20 protein-coding genes are annotated in these 20,094 nt (G+C 62.8%); 5 read left to right on the top strand and 15 right to left on the bottom strand.

Annotation, left to right across the window (positions count from 1 at the left end; translation table 11 throughout):
• The first annotated feature begins 124 nt into the window (after positions 1–124).
• A complete protein-coding gene (locus tag AC07VI_RS08805) occupies positions 125–496 on the top strand; it encodes a hypothetical protein (protein ID WP_139842566.1) in 372 nt (123 codons plus the stop codon).
• Between the two features lie 70 nt (positions 497–566).
• Here the strand turns inward: AC07VI_RS08805 and AC07VI_RS08810 are convergent, their stop codons facing one another.
• Together AC07VI_RS08810 and AC07VI_RS08815 are read right to left on the bottom strand one after the other, a co-directional pair.
• Complete coding sequence (locus AC07VI_RS08810; RefSeq protein ID WP_216356375.1) at positions 567–1,211, bottom strand: SagB/ThcOx family dehydrogenase; 645 nt, start codon at positions 1,209–1,211, stop codon at positions 567–569.
• Between the two features lie 38 nt (positions 1,212–1,249).
• Positions 1,250–1,699: an Hsp20/alpha crystallin family protein gene (locus AC07VI_RS08815; RefSeq protein ID WP_226935707.1), complete on the bottom strand. Its 450-nt coding sequence runs from the start codon at positions 1,697–1,699 to the stop codon at positions 1,250–1,252.
• A 293-nt stretch (positions 1,700–1,992) separates the two neighbouring features.
• Between AC07VI_RS08815 and AC07VI_RS08820 the strand changes: the two genes are divergently transcribed.
• Positions 1,993–2,724 (top strand): lipid-binding SYLF domain-containing protein, encoded by a 732-nt coding sequence (locus tag AC07VI_RS08820; RefSeq protein ID WP_157792298.1) that lies wholly within the window; start codon positions 1,993–1,995, stop codon positions 2,722–2,724.
• A 50-nt stretch (positions 2,725–2,774) separates the two neighbouring features.
• Positions 2,775–3,635, top strand: a complete 861-nt coding sequence (locus AC07VI_RS08825; RefSeq protein WP_226935709.1) for a universal stress protein — start codon at positions 2,775–2,777, stop codon at positions 3,633–3,635.
• A 15-nt stretch (positions 3,636–3,650) separates the two neighbouring features.
• Here AC07VI_RS08825 and AC07VI_RS08830 read toward each other — a convergent pair whose 3' ends face one another.
• From AC07VI_RS08830 to AC07VI_RS08840, 3 genes are all read right to left on the bottom strand, one after another.
• Entirely contained in the window at positions 3,651–5,219 is a 1,569-nt protein-coding gene (locus AC07VI_RS08830; RefSeq protein ID WP_099374342.1) for a thymidine phosphorylase family protein, read from the bottom strand.
• Positions 5,216–6,574: an MBL fold metallo-hydrolase RNA specificity domain-containing protein gene (locus tag AC07VI_RS08835; protein WP_492996333.1), complete on the bottom strand. Its 1,359-nt coding sequence runs from the start codon at positions 6,572–6,574 to the stop codon at positions 5,216–5,218. Before AC07VI_RS08835 ends, AC07VI_RS08830 begins: the two co-directional genes overlap by 4 nt.
• 103 nt (positions 6,575–6,677) lie before the next feature.
• The gene (locus AC07VI_RS08840; RefSeq protein ID WP_086146978.1) at positions 6,678–7,316 is read right to left on the bottom strand and encodes a response regulator; all 639 of its coding nucleotides are present in this window, start codon (positions 7,314–7,316) and stop codon (positions 6,678–6,680) included.
• 305 nt (positions 7,317–7,621) lie between these two features.
• Here AC07VI_RS08840 and AC07VI_RS08845 point away from each other — a divergent pair, with 305 nt between their 5' ends.
• Positions 7,622–8,452 carry a helix-turn-helix domain-containing protein gene (locus AC07VI_RS08845; protein ID WP_492994436.1) on the top strand — a complete coding sequence of 277 codons (831 nt, stop codon included), beginning with the start codon at positions 7,622–7,624 and terminating at the stop codon, positions 8,450–8,452.
• A 60-nt stretch (positions 8,453–8,512) separates the two neighbouring features.
• On the opposite strand, the gene AC07VI_RS08850 is transcribed toward AC07VI_RS08845, so the two are convergent.
• From AC07VI_RS08850 to AC07VI_RS08895, 10 genes are all read right to left on the bottom strand, one after another.
• Positions 8,513–9,142: a response regulator transcription factor gene (locus AC07VI_RS08850; protein ID WP_319017158.1), complete on the bottom strand. Its 630-nt coding sequence runs from the start codon at positions 9,140–9,142 to the stop codon at positions 8,513–8,515.
• A gap of 26 nt (positions 9,143–9,168) precedes the next feature.
• Positions 9,169–10,866, bottom strand: a complete 1,698-nt coding sequence (locus AC07VI_RS08855) for a PAS domain-containing sensor histidine kinase (protein WP_099374341.1) — start codon at positions 10,864–10,866, stop codon at positions 9,169–9,171.
• Between the two features lie 180 nt (positions 10,867–11,046).
• Positions 11,047–11,292 (bottom strand): hypothetical protein, encoded by a 246-nt coding sequence (locus tag AC07VI_RS08860; RefSeq protein ID WP_086146957.1) that lies wholly within the window; start codon positions 11,290–11,292, stop codon positions 11,047–11,049.
• 284 nt (positions 11,293–11,576) lie between these two features.
• Complete coding sequence (locus AC07VI_RS08865; protein WP_492994438.1) at positions 11,577–13,190, bottom strand: sensor domain-containing diguanylate cyclase; 1,614 nt, start codon at positions 13,188–13,190, stop codon at positions 11,577–11,579.
• Positions 13,191–13,360: 170 nt separating this feature from the next.
• Entirely contained in the window at positions 13,361–13,807 is a 447-nt protein-coding gene (locus AC07VI_RS08870) for an Hsp20/alpha crystallin family protein (RefSeq protein ID WP_086146959.1), read from the bottom strand.
• Between the two features lie 187 nt (positions 13,808–13,994).
• Positions 13,995–16,073, bottom strand: coding sequence for a [FeFe] hydrogenase, group A (locus AC07VI_RS08875; RefSeq protein WP_492994441.1), 2,079 nt, complete (start codon positions 16,071–16,073; stop codon positions 13,995–13,997).
• Between the two features lie 45 nt (positions 16,074–16,118).
• The gene (phbB, locus tag AC07VI_RS08880; RefSeq protein ID WP_086146961.1) at positions 16,119–16,841 is read right to left on the bottom strand and encodes an acetoacetyl-CoA reductase; all 723 of its coding nucleotides are present in this window, start codon (positions 16,839–16,841) and stop codon (positions 16,119–16,121) included.
• 205 nt (positions 16,842–17,046) lie between these two features.
• Entirely contained in the window at positions 17,047–17,397 is a 351-nt protein-coding gene (locus tag AC07VI_RS08885; protein WP_216356376.1) for a carboxymuconolactone decarboxylase family protein, read from the bottom strand.
• A 28-nt stretch (positions 17,398–17,425) separates the two neighbouring features.
• A complete protein-coding gene (locus AC07VI_RS08890) occupies positions 17,426–17,617 on the bottom strand; it encodes a YgaP family membrane protein (RefSeq protein WP_086146963.1) in 192 nt (63 codons plus the stop codon).
• A gap of 230 nt (positions 17,618–17,847) precedes the next feature.
• Entirely contained in the window at positions 17,848–19,173 is a 1,326-nt protein-coding gene (locus AC07VI_RS08895) for a sigma-54 interaction domain-containing protein (RefSeq protein WP_492994444.1), read from the bottom strand.
• A 181-nt stretch (positions 19,174–19,354) separates the two neighbouring features.
• Here AC07VI_RS08895 and AC07VI_RS08900 point away from each other — a divergent pair, with 181 nt between their 5' ends.
• Positions 19,355–20,083: a lipid-binding SYLF domain-containing protein gene (locus AC07VI_RS08900; protein WP_086146965.1), complete on the top strand. Its 729-nt coding sequence runs from the start codon at positions 19,355–19,357 to the stop codon at positions 20,081–20,083.
• Positions 20,084–20,094 lie beyond the last annotated feature (11 nt).

Genomic DNA, 20,094 nt, shown 5'->3' on the forward strand with positions numbered 1-20,094 from the left:
CTGCGCTTGATACATATCAATTCCCCGGCTTCCGCCGCGGATGCCGGCCGCTACACTGACCTGGTGGCTGCGTTTCCTGCAGCAGAACCTGCGTGCCGCGCCACGCCAACACCGGAGAGCCAACATGCCCGACATTCACCTCAAATTTGCCAACCTGCTCACTTCCGGCAGCAGTACCTTGCTCGACCGCTACAATGCGGTGGCCCGGCATGCGCTCGACAGTAGCGCCGATGCTGCGCGCCTGACCCTGCATTACCTGCAGGACCTGTCGCAGGCAAACATGAACGCGCTGCTGCAGCGGGTACAAGACAAGGGCGGTGCCAATCTGTATGAATTCGATCCGGGCAGCTTGAAAGCGCTATGCACCTTGAACGATGATTACCGCTCCAATCTCTTCGCCATCCTGCTGGACATGCAAAAATCTATGGTGGAAAGTAGCTACTCATCCGTCTACGACGGCTACAGGCAGTGGCAGAGAAGCGCTCCCTCCCAGTAAGGCGGCGCTCCTGGCGCACCTGGGGAGCGGGGATCGCACCCTGCCGGCGCAGCCCCTGCCATCCCGCTGCTCAGGAATAAGGCGATGGCGCGGCGGCCGCCAGCGGATAGCCCAGCGATTGCGCCAGCATCACATGGTGCCCATCCGCCAGGCCCATGGCTGCGGCCAGCTCCCGCTGGTCGAACCAGCCACGCGACACCACCGCCAGGCCCTCGGCGGCGCAAAACAGGTACACGTTCTGGCTGATGTGGCCGGCATCGAGGGCGGCAAACAGCAACTGCCTGGCCTGCTCCTCGGGCGGCATGCGCGACAAATTGGCGACGTACAGCAGGTTGACGGGCGCCGTCGCCACGAAATCCTGCTTCCCCGTCACGGCGCGGATATCCACGGCGCTCAGTTGGCGCAATGACGGTGCCAGCGGGTCATACAGGTACAGGCCGCTGGACATGGCGACGTAGATGTCGATTTCCTGCGCATTGCAGACGGAGGGCGCCGTTCGATGGCCCGTGCCGGGGCGGTTGCAGCCATCGGCGGCCCACAGCAGGCGCGACAGCCGGTACCAGGACAGCTCGCGCTCGCCAAATTCGCGCTGCGACTGGCGCAGCTTCAATACTTCGATGAGGGCCATGCCCAGGGCACTGATGTCGGCATCGAGTTCGAAGGTACCCGGCCCCATCAATGGCAAAGGCTCGCTTGTGAGTGCATTTTTCTTCACTTCCCCTCCGTTGCCTGAAACGGCCCGCCATGCTTCCCCTAACTGATCTGCAGGCGCTTTGCACTGCCGCCGAGCAGCTTGGGCAGCTCCATGTCGAGCACGCCGTCACGGTACCTGGCCACGGCCTTGTCGGCGTCGATGTCCTGTGCCAGCGAGAAACTGCGGAAATACTGTCCCGCATGGCGCTCGCGGCGCACGACTTTCTGACCGTTCGTCTCTTCGTGTTCCTGCCTGGATTCGGCCGAGATGGAGACGCGGTTGCCATCGATGTCCACCGAAATATCGTCCACCTTAAAGCCAGGCAACTCAGCCTTGATCTGGTAGGCTTGCTCGCTTTCCGTGACGTCGAGCCGGATCGGCGACGGTCGGCCAAAGTCCTTGAGCGCATCCTTGAAGCCCATGTCCTTCAAAAAATCGTCCATGCTGCGCATGGGGTCGAATCTTGCGATGTCGCTGAGCGGATCAAAATGCATCATATGCTGTGCCATCTCCTGCCTCCTGAACAAAAATCGATGCCGCAGGGAAGAACCGGGCTGCGGCAACCGGATACCCAAGCTCACTATAAAGGGCCAACTCCCGCTTGTCTGCCTGGAAAATGATCGATATCAAGAACGACGCTAATCGGCACGCATGCGCCTCCTGGCCGGACGACAGCCATCACCGGCGACTGAGCGGCTGCGCACCATTATTCGGGCCCGGTATTGATGCAGATCATGGCAAGCGATGCCTGCCTGACTGTAGTGTGAAAGGCCGTTGCCCCCATTTAAACAGGAGTATGGCCATGATTGCCTACATGAAACCGCTTGGCAGCCTGCTGTGCGGCGCGCTGCTCGCTTGCGCGCCAGCGCAAGCCCTGTCCCAGCCTAAGGATGGCCTTGCGTCCGACCAGGAGATGGCCAGAGTGCAGTTGCAGGCGACGGCAAATCAGCATGTCGACACCGCGCGCACGGCTGTGGCCGTGCTGGCGAAGGATCCGCTGATGACGGAAGCGCTGCGCTGGTCGAAGGGCGTCTTCATTCTGCCCGCCTACCGCCGTGCGGCGCTGGCCATCGGCGCCAGCGGCGGCACCGGAGTGCTGCTGGGCAAGCGGGGCGACGGCAGCTGGAGCGCTCCCGCATTTTTCAAGCTGGGAGCACTGGGCATCGGGCTGCAGGCCGGCGTCGAAGCTGGCCCATTCGTCTTCGTATTGCTCAACGACAAGGCCATGCGGCAGTTCCAGCAGCGCAGCAGCTTTTCCGTCAGTGCCGATGCGGGACTGACGGTCCGCAACTGGAAAAAAGTGGCACGCGGAACCGTTGGCAAGGGGGACGTCATCGCCTGGTCCGGCACGAAAGGCCTTTTCGCCGATGCGGTGGCTGTCAGCGTGGACGATATCCGCTACGACGAGCAATTGACCGACGCCTATTACCACCGCACGCTGGCCGTCGGCGACGTGCTGGCCGATCGCGTCAGCAATGACCAGGCCCAAGGGCTGCAGCAGGCGCTTGCGGCAGCCAGTGCGCCGGACCGCTAAGTAATCCTCAGGAAATTATTGTGAATTTATGACGAACAGAAGCAAATGCCATGCAAGACGCCCGCTGCGCCGCAGTGCGAGCACTGTTAGCAGCGGGCAACGCCGCAGAGCGCCGGTTATGGAAGTCAGAAATCACAATCATTTATTGGGGGTTACTTAGCGGCGGCAGCGCGCGGCCCTGGCCCTGCTGGTCCCGCGTGCTGACGCGGAACAGCAATCCGCGCCGTGCCTGCACCACCTGCGTCCGCTATCGCCGGCTTCGCCTGCCCGGCCGCATCAATTTACATCAAGGCAACATCGCTGATCGGCAGGAGCCGTGCGCATCGCAAGCGGGCATGCCGGGCACCACCCGGCCTGGGCGGCGATGCCTGGCATCCATTTGCTGTCGTCACAATGATCTGGATCATGGTTTCTCTGCGGTATCAACGGCACACTGTACGCTCCACAACAAGTTCGAGGAGAGCACCATGTTCAAGCACATACTGGTTCCAACGGACGGGTCGCCCGCCTCGCGGACTGCGCTGCTGTCAGCCATCGCGCTGGCGCATTCGTGCGGCGCGCGCATTACCGCGCTGCACGTGGTGCCGGAATTTCACGTCCTCAGCCATGATACGGAGATGCTGGAGGCGACCCGCGCAACTTATCTGGAAGAAAGCATGGAGAACGGCAAGAAAGTGCTCGATGTCGTCCTGCGGCAGGCACGCGAAGCCGGCGTCGAATGCGCCACCTTCCTGACGCGCGCCGATTCCCCGAATGAAAAAATACTCGAGGCCGCCCAGGCAAACGGCTGCGACCTGATCGCCATGGCGACGCACGGCAAATTCGGCTTGAAAGGCGTGCTACTGGGAAGCGAAACACACAAGGTCCTCGTGCACAGCCCCGTGCCGGTACTGGTCTTTCGCGCCGCCTGAGCGCCGGCGGCAGCCTTATTCCGCGCCGGCCAGGCCGGCGCCTATCGCGGCGTCGCCGATCGTGACGAGATTATCCTGGGCCTGTGCATAGGCGAGCGCATACGCGAGTTCGCCGGGGGAACCCGCATGCAAGGTGAACAGCGGTTGCCCCACCGCCACCACCGTCCCCAGCGGCGCATGAAACACCATGCCTGCCGCCGGCGTCTTGGGCGCGCCGGCCAGCTTGGCCGTCCGGGCCAGCAGGCGGTTGTCGATGGCCAGGACCGTGCCAGCGTGCAATGCACACAATGGCTGCGTAAAGGCGGCGCGCGGCGGCTCGCGCATCCCGCCCTGGGCGGCGCAGATGGCCTGGAATTTGCGCCAGGCGGCGCCACTGTCCAGGGCCGCGGCGGCCATGGCCAGGCCGGCGCCCTGGGACGCCTTGCCGGCCAGCTCCAGCAAGCCTGCGGCCAGCGCCAGGGCCCGCTGGCGCAAGTCATCCGGCGCGCCGCCGTGATTCTGCAACACGGCCAGCACGTCGAGCGCTTCGAGCGCCGGACCGATACCGCGGCCAACGGGCTGCGTACCGTCGCTCATCTGCACGCGCAGCGCCATGCCCAGGCTGCGCGCGACCTCCCCCAGGCGCGCGGCCAGGATAGCGGCGGCCTCGGGCGAGCGGACCTTGGCGGTGCGCCCCACGGGCATGTCGATCAGCACGTGCGTGGCGCCCGCCGACGCTTTCTTCGACAGGATGGACGCTACCAGCAAGCCATCGCTGTCGAGCCCCAGCGGCCGCTCCACGCGGATGAGCAAATCATCCACCGGGCTCAGCGCTACAGCCCCGCCCCAGGCGATGCAGCCGCCCTCCTGCTCCACCACGCCGTGCATCTGCTGCGCCGTCAATTCCACCGGCGCCAGGGTTTCCATGGTGTCCGCCGTCCCCGCCGGCGACGTGATGGCGCGCGAGGAAGTCTTGGGTATCAGCAAGCCGCAGGCGGCGACGATAGGCACCACCAGCAGCGTGGTGCGGTTGCCTGGCAAGCCGCCGACGCAATGCTTGTCCGCCACGACAGGGGCATCCCAGCGCAGGCGCTGCCCCGCATGGACCATGGCCATGGTCAATGCCGCCGTTTCGGCCAGGTCGAGCCGGCTTCCCGAGCACGCCGTGATCAGCGTCGCCAGCTCGATGTCCGAATACGCGCCGGCGGCGATGTCATTGATAATGGCCGTGATTGCCTCGTTGCCTAAGGGACGGCCATAGATCTTGCCGCGCACGGCCGAGAACGATTCCACCGCCGGTGCATGGCCAACTTGCACCACCTGCCCGTCGGCCTGCCCGAATGCCATCCAGGCGGCCTCCGACAGGCCGATTTCGTCCATGTCGATCAGGGGGAAATGCACGACATTCAGGGTCGCGACGATCCTGCGCTCGCCGCACCACAGCTCCAGCCGCGAACGCGCTTCGAAGCCCTCCGCCTTGCAGACGGGGCTATCGCTGCGGATATAGGCGATGGCTTCCTGATAAGTGTCGATGCCCAGGCGCCGCAAGCGCAATGCCGAGGCGGCGACGGCGGTGCGCGGCGGCGACGGTGCATGGCGCATCATGTCAACGTCACTTCGTCGCCATACGCCGGCACGCTGCATTCCCAGCCAAGCTGCTCGCCTATGCGCCGCCGCAGCGCTTCGGCGGCATCCGGCTCGCCATGGGTGATGAAGGTGTGGCGTGGCGCCTGGCGCAACGGCGCCATCCAGGCCATCAATTCATCGCCATCGGCATGCGCGGACAGGTTGCTGATCTGTCGGACGGTGGCACGTACTGGCACATACGCGCCATGGATCTTGACGGCGTCAGCGCCAGCGACCAGCGAGGCGCCGCGCGTGCCGCCGGCCTGAAAACCCGCAAACAGGATGCTGTTGCGGCGATCCGGCGCGAACGCCTTCAGGTGGTGCAGCACGCGCCCGCCCGTCGCCATGCCGCTGGCGGCGATGATCACCATCGGCATGCGGCGCTGGTTCAGCTCGATCGACTCCTGTGCGCTGTTGACGATCGTGGCCGCGTGCGACATGGCCTCGCACTGCGCCGGCGTCAGGCGGTGATCGTGCGGATAGCGGCGGTACAGCATGGTGGCGTCGACCGCCATGGGGCTGTTCAGGTACACGGGCAGCGCCGGGATGGCGCCGCGCTGCTTGAGCAGATGCACGTCATACAGTATCGTCTGCGCCCGTCCGACGGCAAAGGCGGGGATGATCGTCACGCCGCCGCGCGCGGCAGTCTCGCTGATGGTCTTGCCCAGCAGTTCGATGGCGTCGCTGGCTTCATGGCACCGGTCGCCATACGTCGATTCCACGACCAGGTAGTCGGCGGGCGGCAAGGGCTCAGGCGGTGCCATGAGCACGTCGTTCGGACGCCCCAGGTCGCCGGAAAAGACGACGCGGATGCCCTCGCCCTGCAGCAGCACGCTGGCCGCGCCAAGGATATGCCCGGCACGCTGCAGCTCCACGCGCAATGACGAGCCAATGCCGAAGGGCTGGCCGAACGCCATGGGAGCGAGCTGTTCGAGCGCCAGGAGGGCATCGGCCTCGGTGTACAGGGGCAAGGCGGGATGATGCTTGCTGAAGCTGTGGCGATTCGCGTACTCGGCCTCCTCTTCCAGCAGGCGGCCGCTGTCGGGCAAAATGATGCGGCACAGGTCGCACGTCGCGGCACTCGCATAAATCTTGCCGCGAAAGCCGTCGCGCACCAGCAGCGGCAGGTAGCCGCTGTGGTCCAGGTGGGCATGCGTGAGCACGACGGCAGTGATCTCGGCCGGCGCCAGCGGCAAGCCGGCCCAGTTGCGCAAACGCAACTGCTTATACCCCTGGAACAGGCCGCAATCGACCATAATCCGCTCATTGCCGCTGCTGACCAGGTATTTCGACCCGGTCACGGTCCCCGTCGCGCCCAAAAACGTCAGTTTCATCATCGCTCCCCAGTCACCAGCACGACGCTCGGTCGCTACCGAACGTCCGGTCCCATGGCGCGCGTGTCACGCGGGTTCTTTTCCCGACAGAGCCGTGGGCAGCCTACAGCATGCCAAGTTCCAGCGCATAGCGCGTCAACTCGGCGTTACATGCCATTTTCATCTTTTTCAGGATGCGCGCGCGATAGCTCGTGACGGTATTCGGGCGCAAATTCAGAGCGGCGCCGATCTGCACCAGCGACTGGCCAGCAGCGAGGCGCTGGAACACCTGCAGTTCGCGCTCGGACAGGTTCTCGTGCGTACCCAAGGGCCCCTGCGCAAGCACCATTGTCAACTGGTCCGCCATCGCCGGGCTGACATATTTCCCTCCCGATGCCACCTTGCGCACGGCCTGCACAAGAACGTCGGCCGAAACATCCTTGCTCAGGTAGCCAGATGCCCCCAGGCTGAATGCCCGCAAGCCATAGATTTCTTCCGAATAATGACTCAGGATCAGCAGCCCCATGCCTGGCCTGGCCAGGCGCAAGGCTTGCAGCAGTTGCAAGCCGCTTTTTCCCGGCATGGCAATGTCAATGAGGGCCACATCGAATTGCTCGGATGCAATACGATCAGTCGCGTCGTCAAAGGACGCCGCCTGGGCGCCAACGCAAATGTCAGCCGCCGTGCCAAGCATCAGCGACACGCCATTGCGCGCGATGGCATGGTCGTCAACCAACAGCACCCGGATGATTCCCGCTTCCATGGTCAAGGTCCCGAACATGCCTTGCCTAGCGTGATTCGCTGATTTTCATGCATTTGATTCTGCGCCGAACGGCTGGCGGCGTCAACGCCTCGCTGCACCCGCCACCGCTGCCGGGCAGACCCCGTCCATGCGTACTGGCGAAGAAGAAATGTAGGGGATTCCCTACGCAAAAGTTTGAGAAAATTACTACACAAGACCAAGGGTTAAGCTTATAGCCACTGTGCCTGGGTGCGCACATACTATCAGGCATGTAGTCAGAAACACAAAAACTTGATGCAAATCATAAACAGCAATAAGAGGAACCCATGAACGCCTTGCTCTCGACCGATCAGTCCTTGCCAGCGAAAAATTACAGCAGCGGCAATACCTGCGCGAAATGCAGTTCAAGGATGCGCTGCCTGCCCTACGGCCTGGATGAACGTAGCGTCGCTCAGGTCGACAGACTCATCGGCAAACGGCACTGGATGGAGCGCAATGAGTTGCTCTTAAGGGTGGGTGAACCGTTTCATTGCCTGTACATTATTCACGGCGGCCAGTTCAAGACCTTCCGTGATAATGCACATGGCAAACAGCATGTGATGGGCTTTCACATGGCGGGCGAGATCCTGGGCATGAGCGCCATCAGTACCGGCATTCATGACAGCAATGCCATGGCGCTTGAAGACAGCGAGGTGTGCGAGGTCCCCTTTGCGCAGTTGCAGATGCTGTGCGCAAGCATTCCAGCGCTACAACAACACTTCCATCGCCTCTTGAGCGAGGAAATCAACCGGGATCAGCGCGTCATGCGCTTCCTGGGCAGTTCGGCCGAGCTGCGCTTTGCCACCTTCCTGCTGGATCTGTCGAGCCGTTTCGCGGCCCGCGGCTACTCGCGCCACGACTTCACGGTACTGATGTCGCGTGAAGACATCGGCAACTATATCGGCTTGACGATGGAAAGCGTCAGTCGCCTGATGTCGAAATTCCGCCGCCAGGGCTGGATCAGCACGGACGGCAAAGATCTGCATATCCTCAATTATCGCGCCATCGAGGCGCTGGCCAACGACCAGCCCATGAAAGCAATGGCAAGCATCAATTCGCTCACGCAACAGACCACGGCGATACTGGCCTCCATCGCGAAGACAGCAAGCCAGGCTTGACAAGCACGGCAGCCGGGGCGCGTCGCTTCCGTCGGCGCGGCGCGGTGGACCGAGCGCAGGCTAGTCGCTGCCGGAAATCGGTGGCCCGATGCCATGCTCGATGGCAAACCGGGTCAGCTGCACATTGTTCTTGGCCCGCGTCTTTTCCAGCAGGCGCGCCCGGTAAGTGCCCACGGTATTAATACTCAAATGCAATATTTGCGCGATATCCGCCAGGTCTTCCCCATTGGCAAGCAGCCGCAGGACCTCCAGTTCCCGATCCGACAGTTGCTCGTGCCAGGCCATCCTGCTGCCGCTGATCATGTCGGCCAGATTTTCCGTCACCGCCGAGCTAATGTATTTCCCTCCGCAGGCAGCCTTGTGTACTGCGCCAAGCAGGACGGAGGCATTGCAGTTCTTGGTCAGGTAGCCAGCGGCGCCGTATTGCAGCGCCCGTACGGCGTACACCGTCTCGGCATACATGGACAGCATCAGGACGGCCATGCGTGGCCACTCGCGGCGTAATTTCCTTAACAATTGCAAGCCATTCTGATCGGGCAGGCCGATGTCGACAATGGCAACATCAAACGCCTGTGCCTGCAGCAGATACAATGCCGCGCGTGCAGTCTCGGCCTCGGCAACGACTTCGATGCCGTCGTCCGTACCGAGCATCAAGCGAATGCCGTTGCGGGCAACGACATGGTCGTCCACCAGCAGCACCCTGATCTTCCCGCATCTCATGCGCCCCCCCGTACCGGCAATTGCACGACCAACAAGGTTCCATGCGCGATGGCCATGAAACGGATATCGCCGCCAAAATGCCGGGCGCGCTCACGCATGCCCGCCAGCCCCCACGAATTGGCCGTCAGCAGGCTCTCGCAATCGATGCCCTTGCCGTCATCTTCCACCTCCATCCGGATCGACGAAGCGTCGTGGGTGACGCGCACATCGACCCGCGTTGCCCCGGCATGGCGAACGACATTGGTTAACGCTTCCTGCAATATGCGGAACAAGGCAGTGCTGCGCTCGGGATCGAGCTCCAGCAGGACAGTCTCAGGCGGAATATGGGTCCGGCAGACGAGCCCCGCCCTGGCACAGACCTCTTCCGCGTGCCACTCCAGCGCCGCCCATACGCCAAGCTGGTCGAGCACGCTGGGCCGCAGTTCGGTGATCACCCTGCGTACGGCTGCGGTAGCCGTATCGAGCAAGGCACAGGCATCCTCTAGCCGAGTCTGCAACATACCGCCGTTGCGCTGGTCATGTATCAGGGCCACGGAAAGGTGGGCCTTGACTCCAGTTAAGACACTGCCTAGTTCGTCGTGCATCTCCCTTGCGATCCGAATGCGCTCCCCCTCCTTCACGCGCTCCTGATGGGCAATGAACTGGCGCAGTTGCTCGTGCGACTTTTCCAGCGTTTCCAATGCCAGCTTGCGCACGCTGATGTCCTCCACCATGCCCACGTATTGCCGGGAAAGTCCGGTGGCGCCGCACACCGTCGTGGCACTGAGGATGGCCCATATGGCATGGCCATCCTTGTGCAGGTAGCGCTTTTCGATGCGATAGCTGCTGATCTCGCCGCTGCACAGGCGCCGCCCGAATTGCACGCTGTTGGCAACGTCGTCGGGATGCGTCAGTTTCAGGTATCCAATCGCCAGCAGTTCCGGCGCCGTATAGCCCAGCATCTCGGACAGCGCCCGGTTCACCGTCACCCAGCGGCCCTCCATGTCCGCCATGATCATGCCCAAGGACGAATTTTCAAATGCCCCGCGAAATCGCTCCTCGCTGGCATGCAGCTGCGCCGCCGCCACAGTGCGCTCGGTAATATCGTTGAGTACCAACAACACGACCCCGGGTCCGAAATGCTCCTGGCTCAGCTTGGCCTCCAGCATGGCGGAAAATACGTCGCCTTCCCCCTTTTTCATGCGCAGTACGGCCGAATGCGATGCATCGCGGTCCAGCAGGCGCTGGCGCAGGAAGTAAAAAATATCCTGGTCGTCAGGCACAATGAAACGCGTGAGCGGCTGCCCGGGCAGCATTTCGGGCGCCGTGCCCAGCAAGGCCGATGCGGTGAGATTGGATTGGATGATGATGCCGCGGGCATCCATGCTGATGTAGCCGACTGGCGCCTGGTCGTACAGGCGGTTATACAGTTCGCCGGTATTTTTCAGCGCTGCCTGGGCGGTGCGCAGCTCATCGTTCTGCATTTCCAGCTCGATCTCGCGCACGCTCATCTCGCGATGCGTGGCTTGCAGCGACGCGGGATAGCGCTCGTGGGAGCGGCGCCTGGACGATTCCAGTCTCTGCTTAAGCCGCAGTTCCGCATGCTGACGCAATGATTTCCAATATTGTTCAGTCTGGAAAGGAACGGCAAAGTACTTTCTTCGCTTCGCGCACATATTAACCATGCCCATCGTTAGCAGTTGCCCCTGCAGCATCACATCTTGCAAGGTTCGTGGATGGAGATGTACTAAACAACAATCATAGTTTATATTAGCGCAATAGCGAGCTCAGTAACAGGCATGAAAAAATCCCACTTTTTGCACAACGCGCAGCCGGCATGCGTGCCGTGGATCAAGGTGAGCGCCCGGCGCCGTGACGCGCCTGGCCGCCGTCCGTCACCAGGTGCCGGGCAGTTTCTCGCCCAAGGCCTTGACTGTTGTCCGTTGGACACAAAGTGGTGACAGCGCATTGCCTGATTCGACCTGAAGACAGCCCGATACGCGTGTGATCTTGACGACGCCCTCATGCGCCACCTCGACGAAGGCGGCGCCAGCCCCGTTCAAGGTGGAATGCAGGCGCATATGGCCATGCAACAAGAAATAATCACTGCCGTTCCGAACTATCCAGATATCTGCATGCATGGGTGATCTCCTGTCGTCGTGCGTTTGCCCGGTGTGCATGGCAGTACCTGAATAGCCCCACGCGCTTGCCGCCGAGGGCGAAATGTGCTGCCTGCTGATACTGACTGTATCGCTTCAAGCATGGCCGGTCACGCGCCAGTAATGATCTACATCAATGCGGTGGATAAACATTGGCCCTCCAGGCAACACAGTTATCAAAAAATACTCGGCATGGAGGATGCATGCTCCGCACTGACGGACGAGCCGGCGCCGACACCCCGTGCGCATCGGCCTGGCGGCCATCGTCAGCCCTGCGAAGCTGCCATGCCGGCCTGCCCCAGGTACTCCTGGCACCAGTTTTCATTGATTTCCACGGCATCTATGCGGGAGAACTTCTTTTCGCGAGAATCGCAGGTGCAGACGTTGTTGCGGCCCGATGCCTTGGCCTTGTACAGGGCATGGTCGGCGGCATTGAGCAGGGTGGTGGCTAGCATTTCCATTTTAATCAGGGGAAACACCGCCACGCCGATGCTGACCGTTACCTTGCACAGGGGACTGCCAGTATGGGCAATGCCCGCGTTCTCGATGCCGCGACGGAGGCTTTCCGCAAGCGATACGGCGCCGTCGATATCCGCCCCCGGCAAGAGCAGCACCATTTCCTCGCCGCCATAGCGTGCGGCCATATCGCCCGCCCTGCGCATGCCCGTGGCGACCACGCTGGCGATTTTCTTCAGGCATTCATCGCCAGCCACATGGCCATAAATGTCGTTATACTGTTTGAAAAAATCCACATCGACCATCATCAGGCCCAGGGAATTTCCTGCCCGCTGGGCGCGGCTGAACTCGACAGTCAATGCCTCGTCGAAACTCCGTCGGTTTGCCAGGCCCGTCAAGCCATCGTGCAGGGCGAGGTTGGTCAGGCGCTGGTTCGATACTTTCAATTCATCGCTCGACGCCTTGAACCGCTCCTCGATGATGAGGCGCGAGTTCAGCTGGCTGAGCAAGCGGCGGCCAAAAAATCCGATGAGCAAGATCAAGGCGCTCAACGCCGCAAGGTGCAGGTAGGCATCGTTGCGCCAGCCACGCAGGACTTCATCCTGCGACAAGACCGTCAAGACCAGCAGCGGATATGCGCTGATCTTGCGATAGCTGATGATCATTGCTCTACCGCCCAAGCCCCGACTGTACAGCCTGAATGGCATTTCCGCCGCTTCCGCTCCCCCGCCAGCATAGGGAATTTTCAAGACGAGCCTGGCATCATCATGTGTCATCAGAATCGTACCTTGCTCGCCTATGGAAAAGTCTTCATAGAATTTCCTGAAATAGTCGAGGCGGATAGTGGCGAGCACAACGCCGCCGAAACTCCCGTCGGGAAGATTAATTCTGCGCGACACCGCCATGATCCACTCGCTATGCGCCAACCGCCCCGCGCCCGTCCCCAGATAAGGCTGCAGGTCATTATGCAAACGATGATAATGAAGATATGCATTGTCCGGGTTGTCGAGATTGACTGGCATCGTCGTCCCGGAATTGAGCAATGGCCTGCCATCATCGGCAAAGACAATGATGGCCTGCAATTGAGGAAGTTCTGCGACACGGCTCCTCAACAGCGCTTGCATGCGGGATGGGTCGAAGCCTGACGCTCCCGGCAAGGCGCCGCGCTCGACCAGTCCCAGCAACAGCGTATCGACCTCCTTGAGCGTATCGTAGGCATGCTGTGCGACAGCCTGGCTGACATTCGCAGCCGCGTCGCGCGCATCGTGCAGGCGCACTTCACGCGCGCGCCATAGCGTCGACAGCTGGATCATCAGGATGGCCAGGCATGCCAGCACGACACATCCCGTCGCCAGCGTGGCCAGGGAAAAATGCCGGAAAAAAATCCCGCGCGGGTAGTGAGCAAACCGCCCTGTAGCAGACATAGACGCGCCTTTTCCCTCAGTATGCTGATGCGGCGACACGGTGGCGATACGCGGTGCAGGCCAGGCCTGGCGTCATCCGCAGCGCCCGGTGGCCAGCGGCAGCCACGCAGGCCACAGGCATGCGCGCTCGCATCCACGCCGGACAGCCCTGCGCCAGCCGCGCAACGGCGCTAGCTGATGGGGATATGCTTGCTTGCCTTGCCGCTCTTTTTCGGCAAACTGAGGGTCAGCACGCCTTCGGCATAACTGGCGACCACCTTGGCATCGTCGATATCATGCGCCAGCGTAAAACTGCGGCGCTGTTCGCCAAACGTACGCTCCGTACGCAGTAACTTGCCGGTTTTCACTTCGCTCTCGCGTTTCAGTTCGGCCGTGATCGAGACCACACCGCCCTCGACGTCCACCTTGATGTCCTCCTTTTTCACGCCGGGAATCTCCGCCTTCACGGTATACGCCACATCCGTTTCCGCCACATCGATCTTGATGCGCGGCTCCATATTCCAGTCGCGCAGGGCGGGCCGCAGCTGAAAATCGCGAAACCAGTCCTCGATGCCGTTCAAGGATTCGAAGCGCGCGATGTCGGAAAATGGATCGAATCGAGTCAGATGGTTAGCCATGGTAATGTTCCCTCCCTGATTGCCGGCACCCGGATAGATGCTTGAACTGATGATATTGATTTGCTACAGGAAAATGAATGATGCACATCAAACGGCACGTGGATCCCTGGACCGGCAGGCGCGGCGCAGCCAGGCATGTCACGACACGGGGCCGCTACCCTGGCGCGTGCCCTGCTGCCAACACAGCCTATGCCTGGTGCAAGATGCGCACCAGCCGGGTGATGACCATCGGGGACTGGCTGCGGTCCACCTCCACGCTGAAGCTGCACAGCTCGCCCGTCGGGGTGATGACGGCAAGGTCGTGCATATCGGCGGCCGACAGCATCCGGTGCCGCGCGAACGCCGGACCATACTTGCGTGCAGGCAACTGTGTATCGATCAGCGCCTGGATCGCGCTGGCGCCGTGCATGTCGCCGAATAGCGACGCCGTCGACCACGACGCATCGGGATGCAGCAGGGCCGCAGCCTGCGCGCCATCGCGCCGGTCCACGCAATCGAGAAATTGCATCAGCAGCAGGCGCGTGGAATTGCGCGCGGCATAGCTCGTGTGCAGCAGCGCGCGTGCCTGGGCGGCACGCGGTTGCTGCAGTTCAGCGGCATACCAGGTTTGCACGGCCCGGTTTTCATGCGCGCCGCGCCGCGCCGCATGCTTGTCGAGTTCGTAGATCGCCCGCATGCGCTTGTCCAGCACCAGGGGATCCAGCGATTTGGGTTCGCCACCGCCGCCCAGGCAGCCCCCCGCGCAGGCCATGACTTCGATGGCGACGAATTGCTCGCGCCAGTCCGGCGTCTGCAGCAGCTGCTGCGCCGCAGCGATGCCATTGCAGATGGCGACCGTGCCCAAGCCGGCGATCTGCGCGGTCTTGATCCCCGGCCCGATACCGCGCAGGGGCTGCCATTCCAGCGCCGGCGCGTCCGGCCTGCCGAGGAAATGAACGGCGCTGCGCAACATGGCCTCCATCACGCCCCCCGACGCGGCGAAGATCTGCGCCGCGCCCGTGCTTTCCCCCAGGGGATCATCGAATGCGCCATCATCGGCCAGCGCAGGGAAGGCGATGCCGCGCGACTTGATCATGCGGGCCAGCTCCCGCGTCGTCAGGACATGGTCGACGTCGCCGGACAGGCCGGGCCTGGCCGCCTCGTCCTTCTTGGCCGTGCAGGGCATGACGCTGACCACGCAGGGCTCCGCCCTGCCCTCGGCAAAGGCGGGGCCAAGCCCGCGCGCAAAGGCGCTGCGCTTCGTCAGCGCGCCATGCATTTGCTGCGGCGACCGGGTCGTGCTCAGGTGCGGCAGCAGGTCGGGCCGGTTGATTTCCACCCAGTTCACCCATCCCGGACAGCAGGACGTCAGCAGGGGCAATGGCGGCGTGCTTGCTTCCCGCCCATTGATGCGGTCCAGCAACTCGCTCGCCTCTTCCATGACCGTCAGGTCGGCACCGAAATTGGTGTCGAACACATAGTCGAAACCAAGTTGCCGCAAGGCATTGATCATTTTTCCCGTACTGACCGTGCCGGCCTCCATGCCGAACGCTTCGCTGATCGCCACGCGCGTGGCCGGCGCCACTTGCACCACGCAGACGCGCTCGTGCGCATCCAGTACCTGCAGCACCGCGTGCCAGTGCGGCGTCTCGACAAGCGCGCCAACGGGACAGACCAGCGTACATTGACCGCAGGAAATACATTGGGTATTCGCGAGCGTATGGTCGAACACCGTGACAGGCAAGCGCCCCGAGCCGCGTTCGGCGAAGCCGATCACGTATTGCTGCTGCCCCGACGCGCCGCACGCTTCCACGCACAGCCCGCATTCGATGCACTTGGACAAGTCGCGCCAGATACTCGGCGAGGTATGGTCGATCAGGCGGTGCTCCGGATGCGCCACCGAGCCGCGCGGCGACTTTTCCCAGCGCGCCAGCCATTGGTTTTCGCTGACCAGGCTTTGCAAGCGGCAAGACCCATTGACTTCGCAGCGCGGGCAGTCGTCCGGATGGCGCGCCAGCAGCCATTGCGCATCCATTGCACGAAAGGCCAGCAGATCGCTCGATCCCGTCTCGACAACGTCGCCCGCCCTTGCCGGCGTGATGCAGGCCGGCAGCGGGCGCGGCTGGCCGGCCACATGCACGAGGCACATGCGGCACACGGCATGGGTGGGCAGCCGCGGATAATAGCAAAGCGTGGGAACATGCACGCCGGCCTCCCTGGCGGCATCGAGGCAGGTCGCGCCTTCCTGGACCGCGACGGACCGGCCGTTGACCGTCAGCGTGATCATGCAAGCCACTCCCGGCGCAACGCGGGGACGCCGCGGCGCCTGCCGCTAGCCCATGTACTGGCCGCCATTGACATCAAAGGTTGCCCCCGTGATGAAGCCGCTGGCGTCGTCGGCCAGGAACGCCACCAGGCGCGCGATGTCCGCAGGCGTGCCGAGCCGGCCAACGGGGATGCCGGAGATGATTTCTTGCAAGACATCGGCGGCAACCTCGGCGACCATGTCGGTATCACAATAGCCGGGGGCCACCGCGTTCACCGTGATCTGCTTGCGCGCCCCCTCCAGCGCCAGCGCCCTGCTAAAGCCGAGAATGCCGGCCTTGGCGGCGGCGTAGTTGGCCTGCCCAAGCTGGCCCTTCTCGCCATTGACGGAGCTGATATTGACGATGCGGCCGAACTCGCGCGCCCGCATGCCTTGCATGACATGGCGGCACATATTGAACATCGAGCCAAGATTGGTATTGATGACCTGCCACCACTGATCCGGCCCCATGCGGTGCAATAGCGCATCGCTGGTGATGCCGGCATTGTTGACCAGGATGTCGATGGGGCCCAGCTGCTGTTCCACAGCGGCAATGCCGTCGCGGCAGGCGTCGAAATCGCTGACATCCCAGCGGAATACGGGAATCGCTGTTTCCTCGGAAAATGCGCTGGCAGCATCCGCATTGCAGTGGTACACGGCGGCGACACGGTGGCCGCCCGCCTGCAATGCGAGGGAGATGGCTTTGCCCAGGCCTCGGGTGCCACCAGTGACGAGTGCGGTTCGTTGCATGAAGTTACTCCCATGGCGGCAATCCGGCCAATGCTGCGGCAGCGACGGTCGACACGCCCATTGCGGCAAGCGGGACGGCCAGTCACCAATGTACGCGACAGCAAGCAGTCAGGTCACTGGCTCTCCATGACATAGATCAAATCCTGTGAGACTAAATTGACACATTGCGGCAGCACGGCACAGGCGGTGCGCGCCAGCATCCGGTTCACGCAGCAGCGGAGAATTCCTCGAATGCCGCCAGCGCATAGGCGCAGTACATGGCCGACGGCCCGCCGCCCATGTAGATGGCCATGCCCAGGGTCTCTTCGAATTCCGCCCGGGTGGCACCGAGCTTGACCAGGGCCTGGACATGAAAGCCTATGCAGGCATCGCAATGGGCCGCGATGCCCAGGGCCAGCGCAATGAACTCCTTGGTTTTCTTGTCCAGCGCACCGTCACGCGTTGCCGCGCGCGCCAGATCGCCGAAGCCTTTCATGACATCGGGCATATCCGTGCGCAGGGCCGCCAGTTGTTGCGATACCGACTGCGTCAATGCGCGGTAGCCGCCAGATTGCATGCTCATGTTTGCGCCGCCCTTCCCTGTTTCATTTTTTCACCGCACAGGTACGGATGCCAAACGGCAAATATGCGGGACAGAAGCGGAAAATGCCCGTCGCCAGGGGAATGACGCCCAGCCAGCCCCAGGCGCCGATGGCACCGGCCAGGGCGGCGGCAATCAGGCCCAGCCCCAGCAGTATCCGGATGGCACGATCGATATTGCCGACGTTCGCGTTCATGGTCTTGCTCCTCAATGGTGAATCGTTGCGATGACAACAGGGAGACGCGCGTCCAGGCTCCCGGCACGCGTCATGCTTTATCCACGCATATTTCATGCCAGCGTTACATCAGATGAAGAGTGGCTATAAAACAGGGACTTGGGGGCGCTGCGGCAGGCGCCAACGCGCTGCCAGTCAGCCGGCGGCACTGCCACGCCGGCAGCCTGGCAGTGCCGCCGGCCAAGCGACTGCTAGGCGATGCCCAGCGATTTCAGGCGGCGGTACAAGGTGCGCTCGCTGATGCCCAGTTGCGCCGCCAGCGCCTTGCGCGTGCCGCCGAAGGTGGCATGCAGCTCGGCCAACGGGGCGCCGGTACCGCGCGCGGGCATGCATGGCGCGGCACCCTGCTCCACCGGCGCCGCCAGCACTTGCTCGACGCGGATCACGCCGTCATCGGCGAACAGGCTGGCCCTTTCCAGCACGTTGCGCAGTTCGCGGATGTTGCCCGGCCACGGGCGCCGCTGCAGCTGCGCCATGGCTTCGGCGCCTATCGTCAGCGTGCGCTGGCCCGCGCCCGCGCGGCGCAGGAATGACTGCACCAGCAATGCGATGTCGTCGGGCCGCTCGCGCAGCGGCGGCAAGACGATGGGGAAAGCACTGATGCGGTAATACAGATCCTGCCGGAACTCGCCCCGCGCCATCATGTTTTCCAGCGGCTTGTGGGTCGCGGCGACGAGGCGGAAATTGGCGTGCCGGGTCTCGACGCTGCCTACGCGCCGGTAGGTCCCCGACTCGATCAGGCGCAGCAGCTTGACTTGCATGGACAGGGGCACGTCGCCTATTTCGTCGAGAAACAAGGTACCGCCTTGCGCCGTATCGACCAGTCCCGGCTTGCGCGAGGTCGCGCCCGTGAAGGCGCCCTTTTCATGTCCGAACAATTCGCTTTCAAACAGCGTTTCGGTCAGCCCGGAGCAATCGACCACGACGAACGGTCCCGCGGCCCGCGCGCTGTTTTCGTGCACGGCACGCGCAAACAGTTCCTTGCCCGTGCCTGACTCGCCCAGCAGCAGCACGGGCAGCATCGAGGGCGCTACCCGCTGCAATGCCGCCAGCACCCGGTTAAATGGGGCGGAACGCCCAACGAGTCCTTCCCCGCTCGGCCTGGCCGAAGCGCTGCGCACCACGTCCAGCCGCTCGACATAGGCGGTAATGCTGCCGCCGGCATCGAAGATCGGGCGCAGTTCGATGGCGACATGTTCGGGGCCGCGCGGCGTATGGTGAATGTGCAGCACGCGGTCAGGCCCGCGCAGTTCCTGCGCTTTCTTCATGGGGCAATGTTCACCGGCCTGGTCGCACGGGGCATCGTAGTGATGCGAAATGCGGTAGCACTTGTGGCCGGTCACCGGCTGGCCGATGGTGCCAAATTGGCGCCGGTAGGCGGCATTCGCGGCCAGGATGGTGTAGTTGGCGTCGAGCACGATCATCGGCTGGACCTCGTGCTCGAGAAACGAGATCAATGACTGCACCATGGGCTCGGTGGCGTCTGGCTTGATGCTGGTGACCGGTGGCGTCGGCATGCTGGCTCCTCTTTGTGCAGCCATACTGTCGCAGCACTGCCAATGCGTCAAGTGGCACTGCCGCTGCCTGGCACGAGCGGGAACAGTGATGTAGATCATGGTCAATGGCGGGCAAGCGGCGCTAGCATGAGGCACGGTCGCATCGCGAGCATAAACCAGTACCCTTACGGAAGGAATAGCCATGTCTATCGAAAATCGCTGTCGCCAGGCCGCCGCTGCCTGCTGCTTCATGCTGCTGGCGTCGGGGCCAGCCATGGCGCAAAGCGACAGCCTCCAGAGCAGCGCACCCGATCTTGCCGCCAAGTCGATGGAAAGCGCCAACAAGCGCGTGGAAGCCGCCATTCCAGTGGTGCACGCACTGCAGGCCGATGCGCGCATGCAGCCGTTGCTGCAACAAGCCAAAGGCATGTTGATCATTCCCTCGTACGGCCGCGCGGCGCTGGGGATAGGCGCTCAAGGGGGCGGCGGGCTGTTGCTTGTCAGGCGTCCCGATGGCAGCTGGAGCGGACCAGCCTTCTACAACCTGGGCGGCTTGACGCTGGGTTTGCAGGCCGGCGCCGAAGGCGGCCCTGTCGTGATGGTCTTGAACAATGACAAGGCCGTCAACGCGGTCATGAAGAAAAACAACTTTTCCCTCAACGCCGCAGCGGGGTTGACCGTGGTCAACTGGCGGAAAATGGCGCAAGGCACGGTGGGCATAGGCGACGTCGTGGCCTGGAGCGCAACAAAAGGCCTGTTCGGCGATGTCGTGGCCGTGGGACTGAGCGACATCCGCTTCAACCAGCATTTGACGGATGCCTTTTACGGACGCACCTTGTCGCCCAAGGATTTTGCAACAGGAGACATCGACGATGCCCGCGCCGCGCCCTTGCAGCAAGCGCTGAGCGACGCTTCGGCAATGCCGAAATAGTTCCGCAATGC

It is taken from the genome of Janthinobacterium sp. GW821-FHT03A03, from assembly GCF_059421435.1.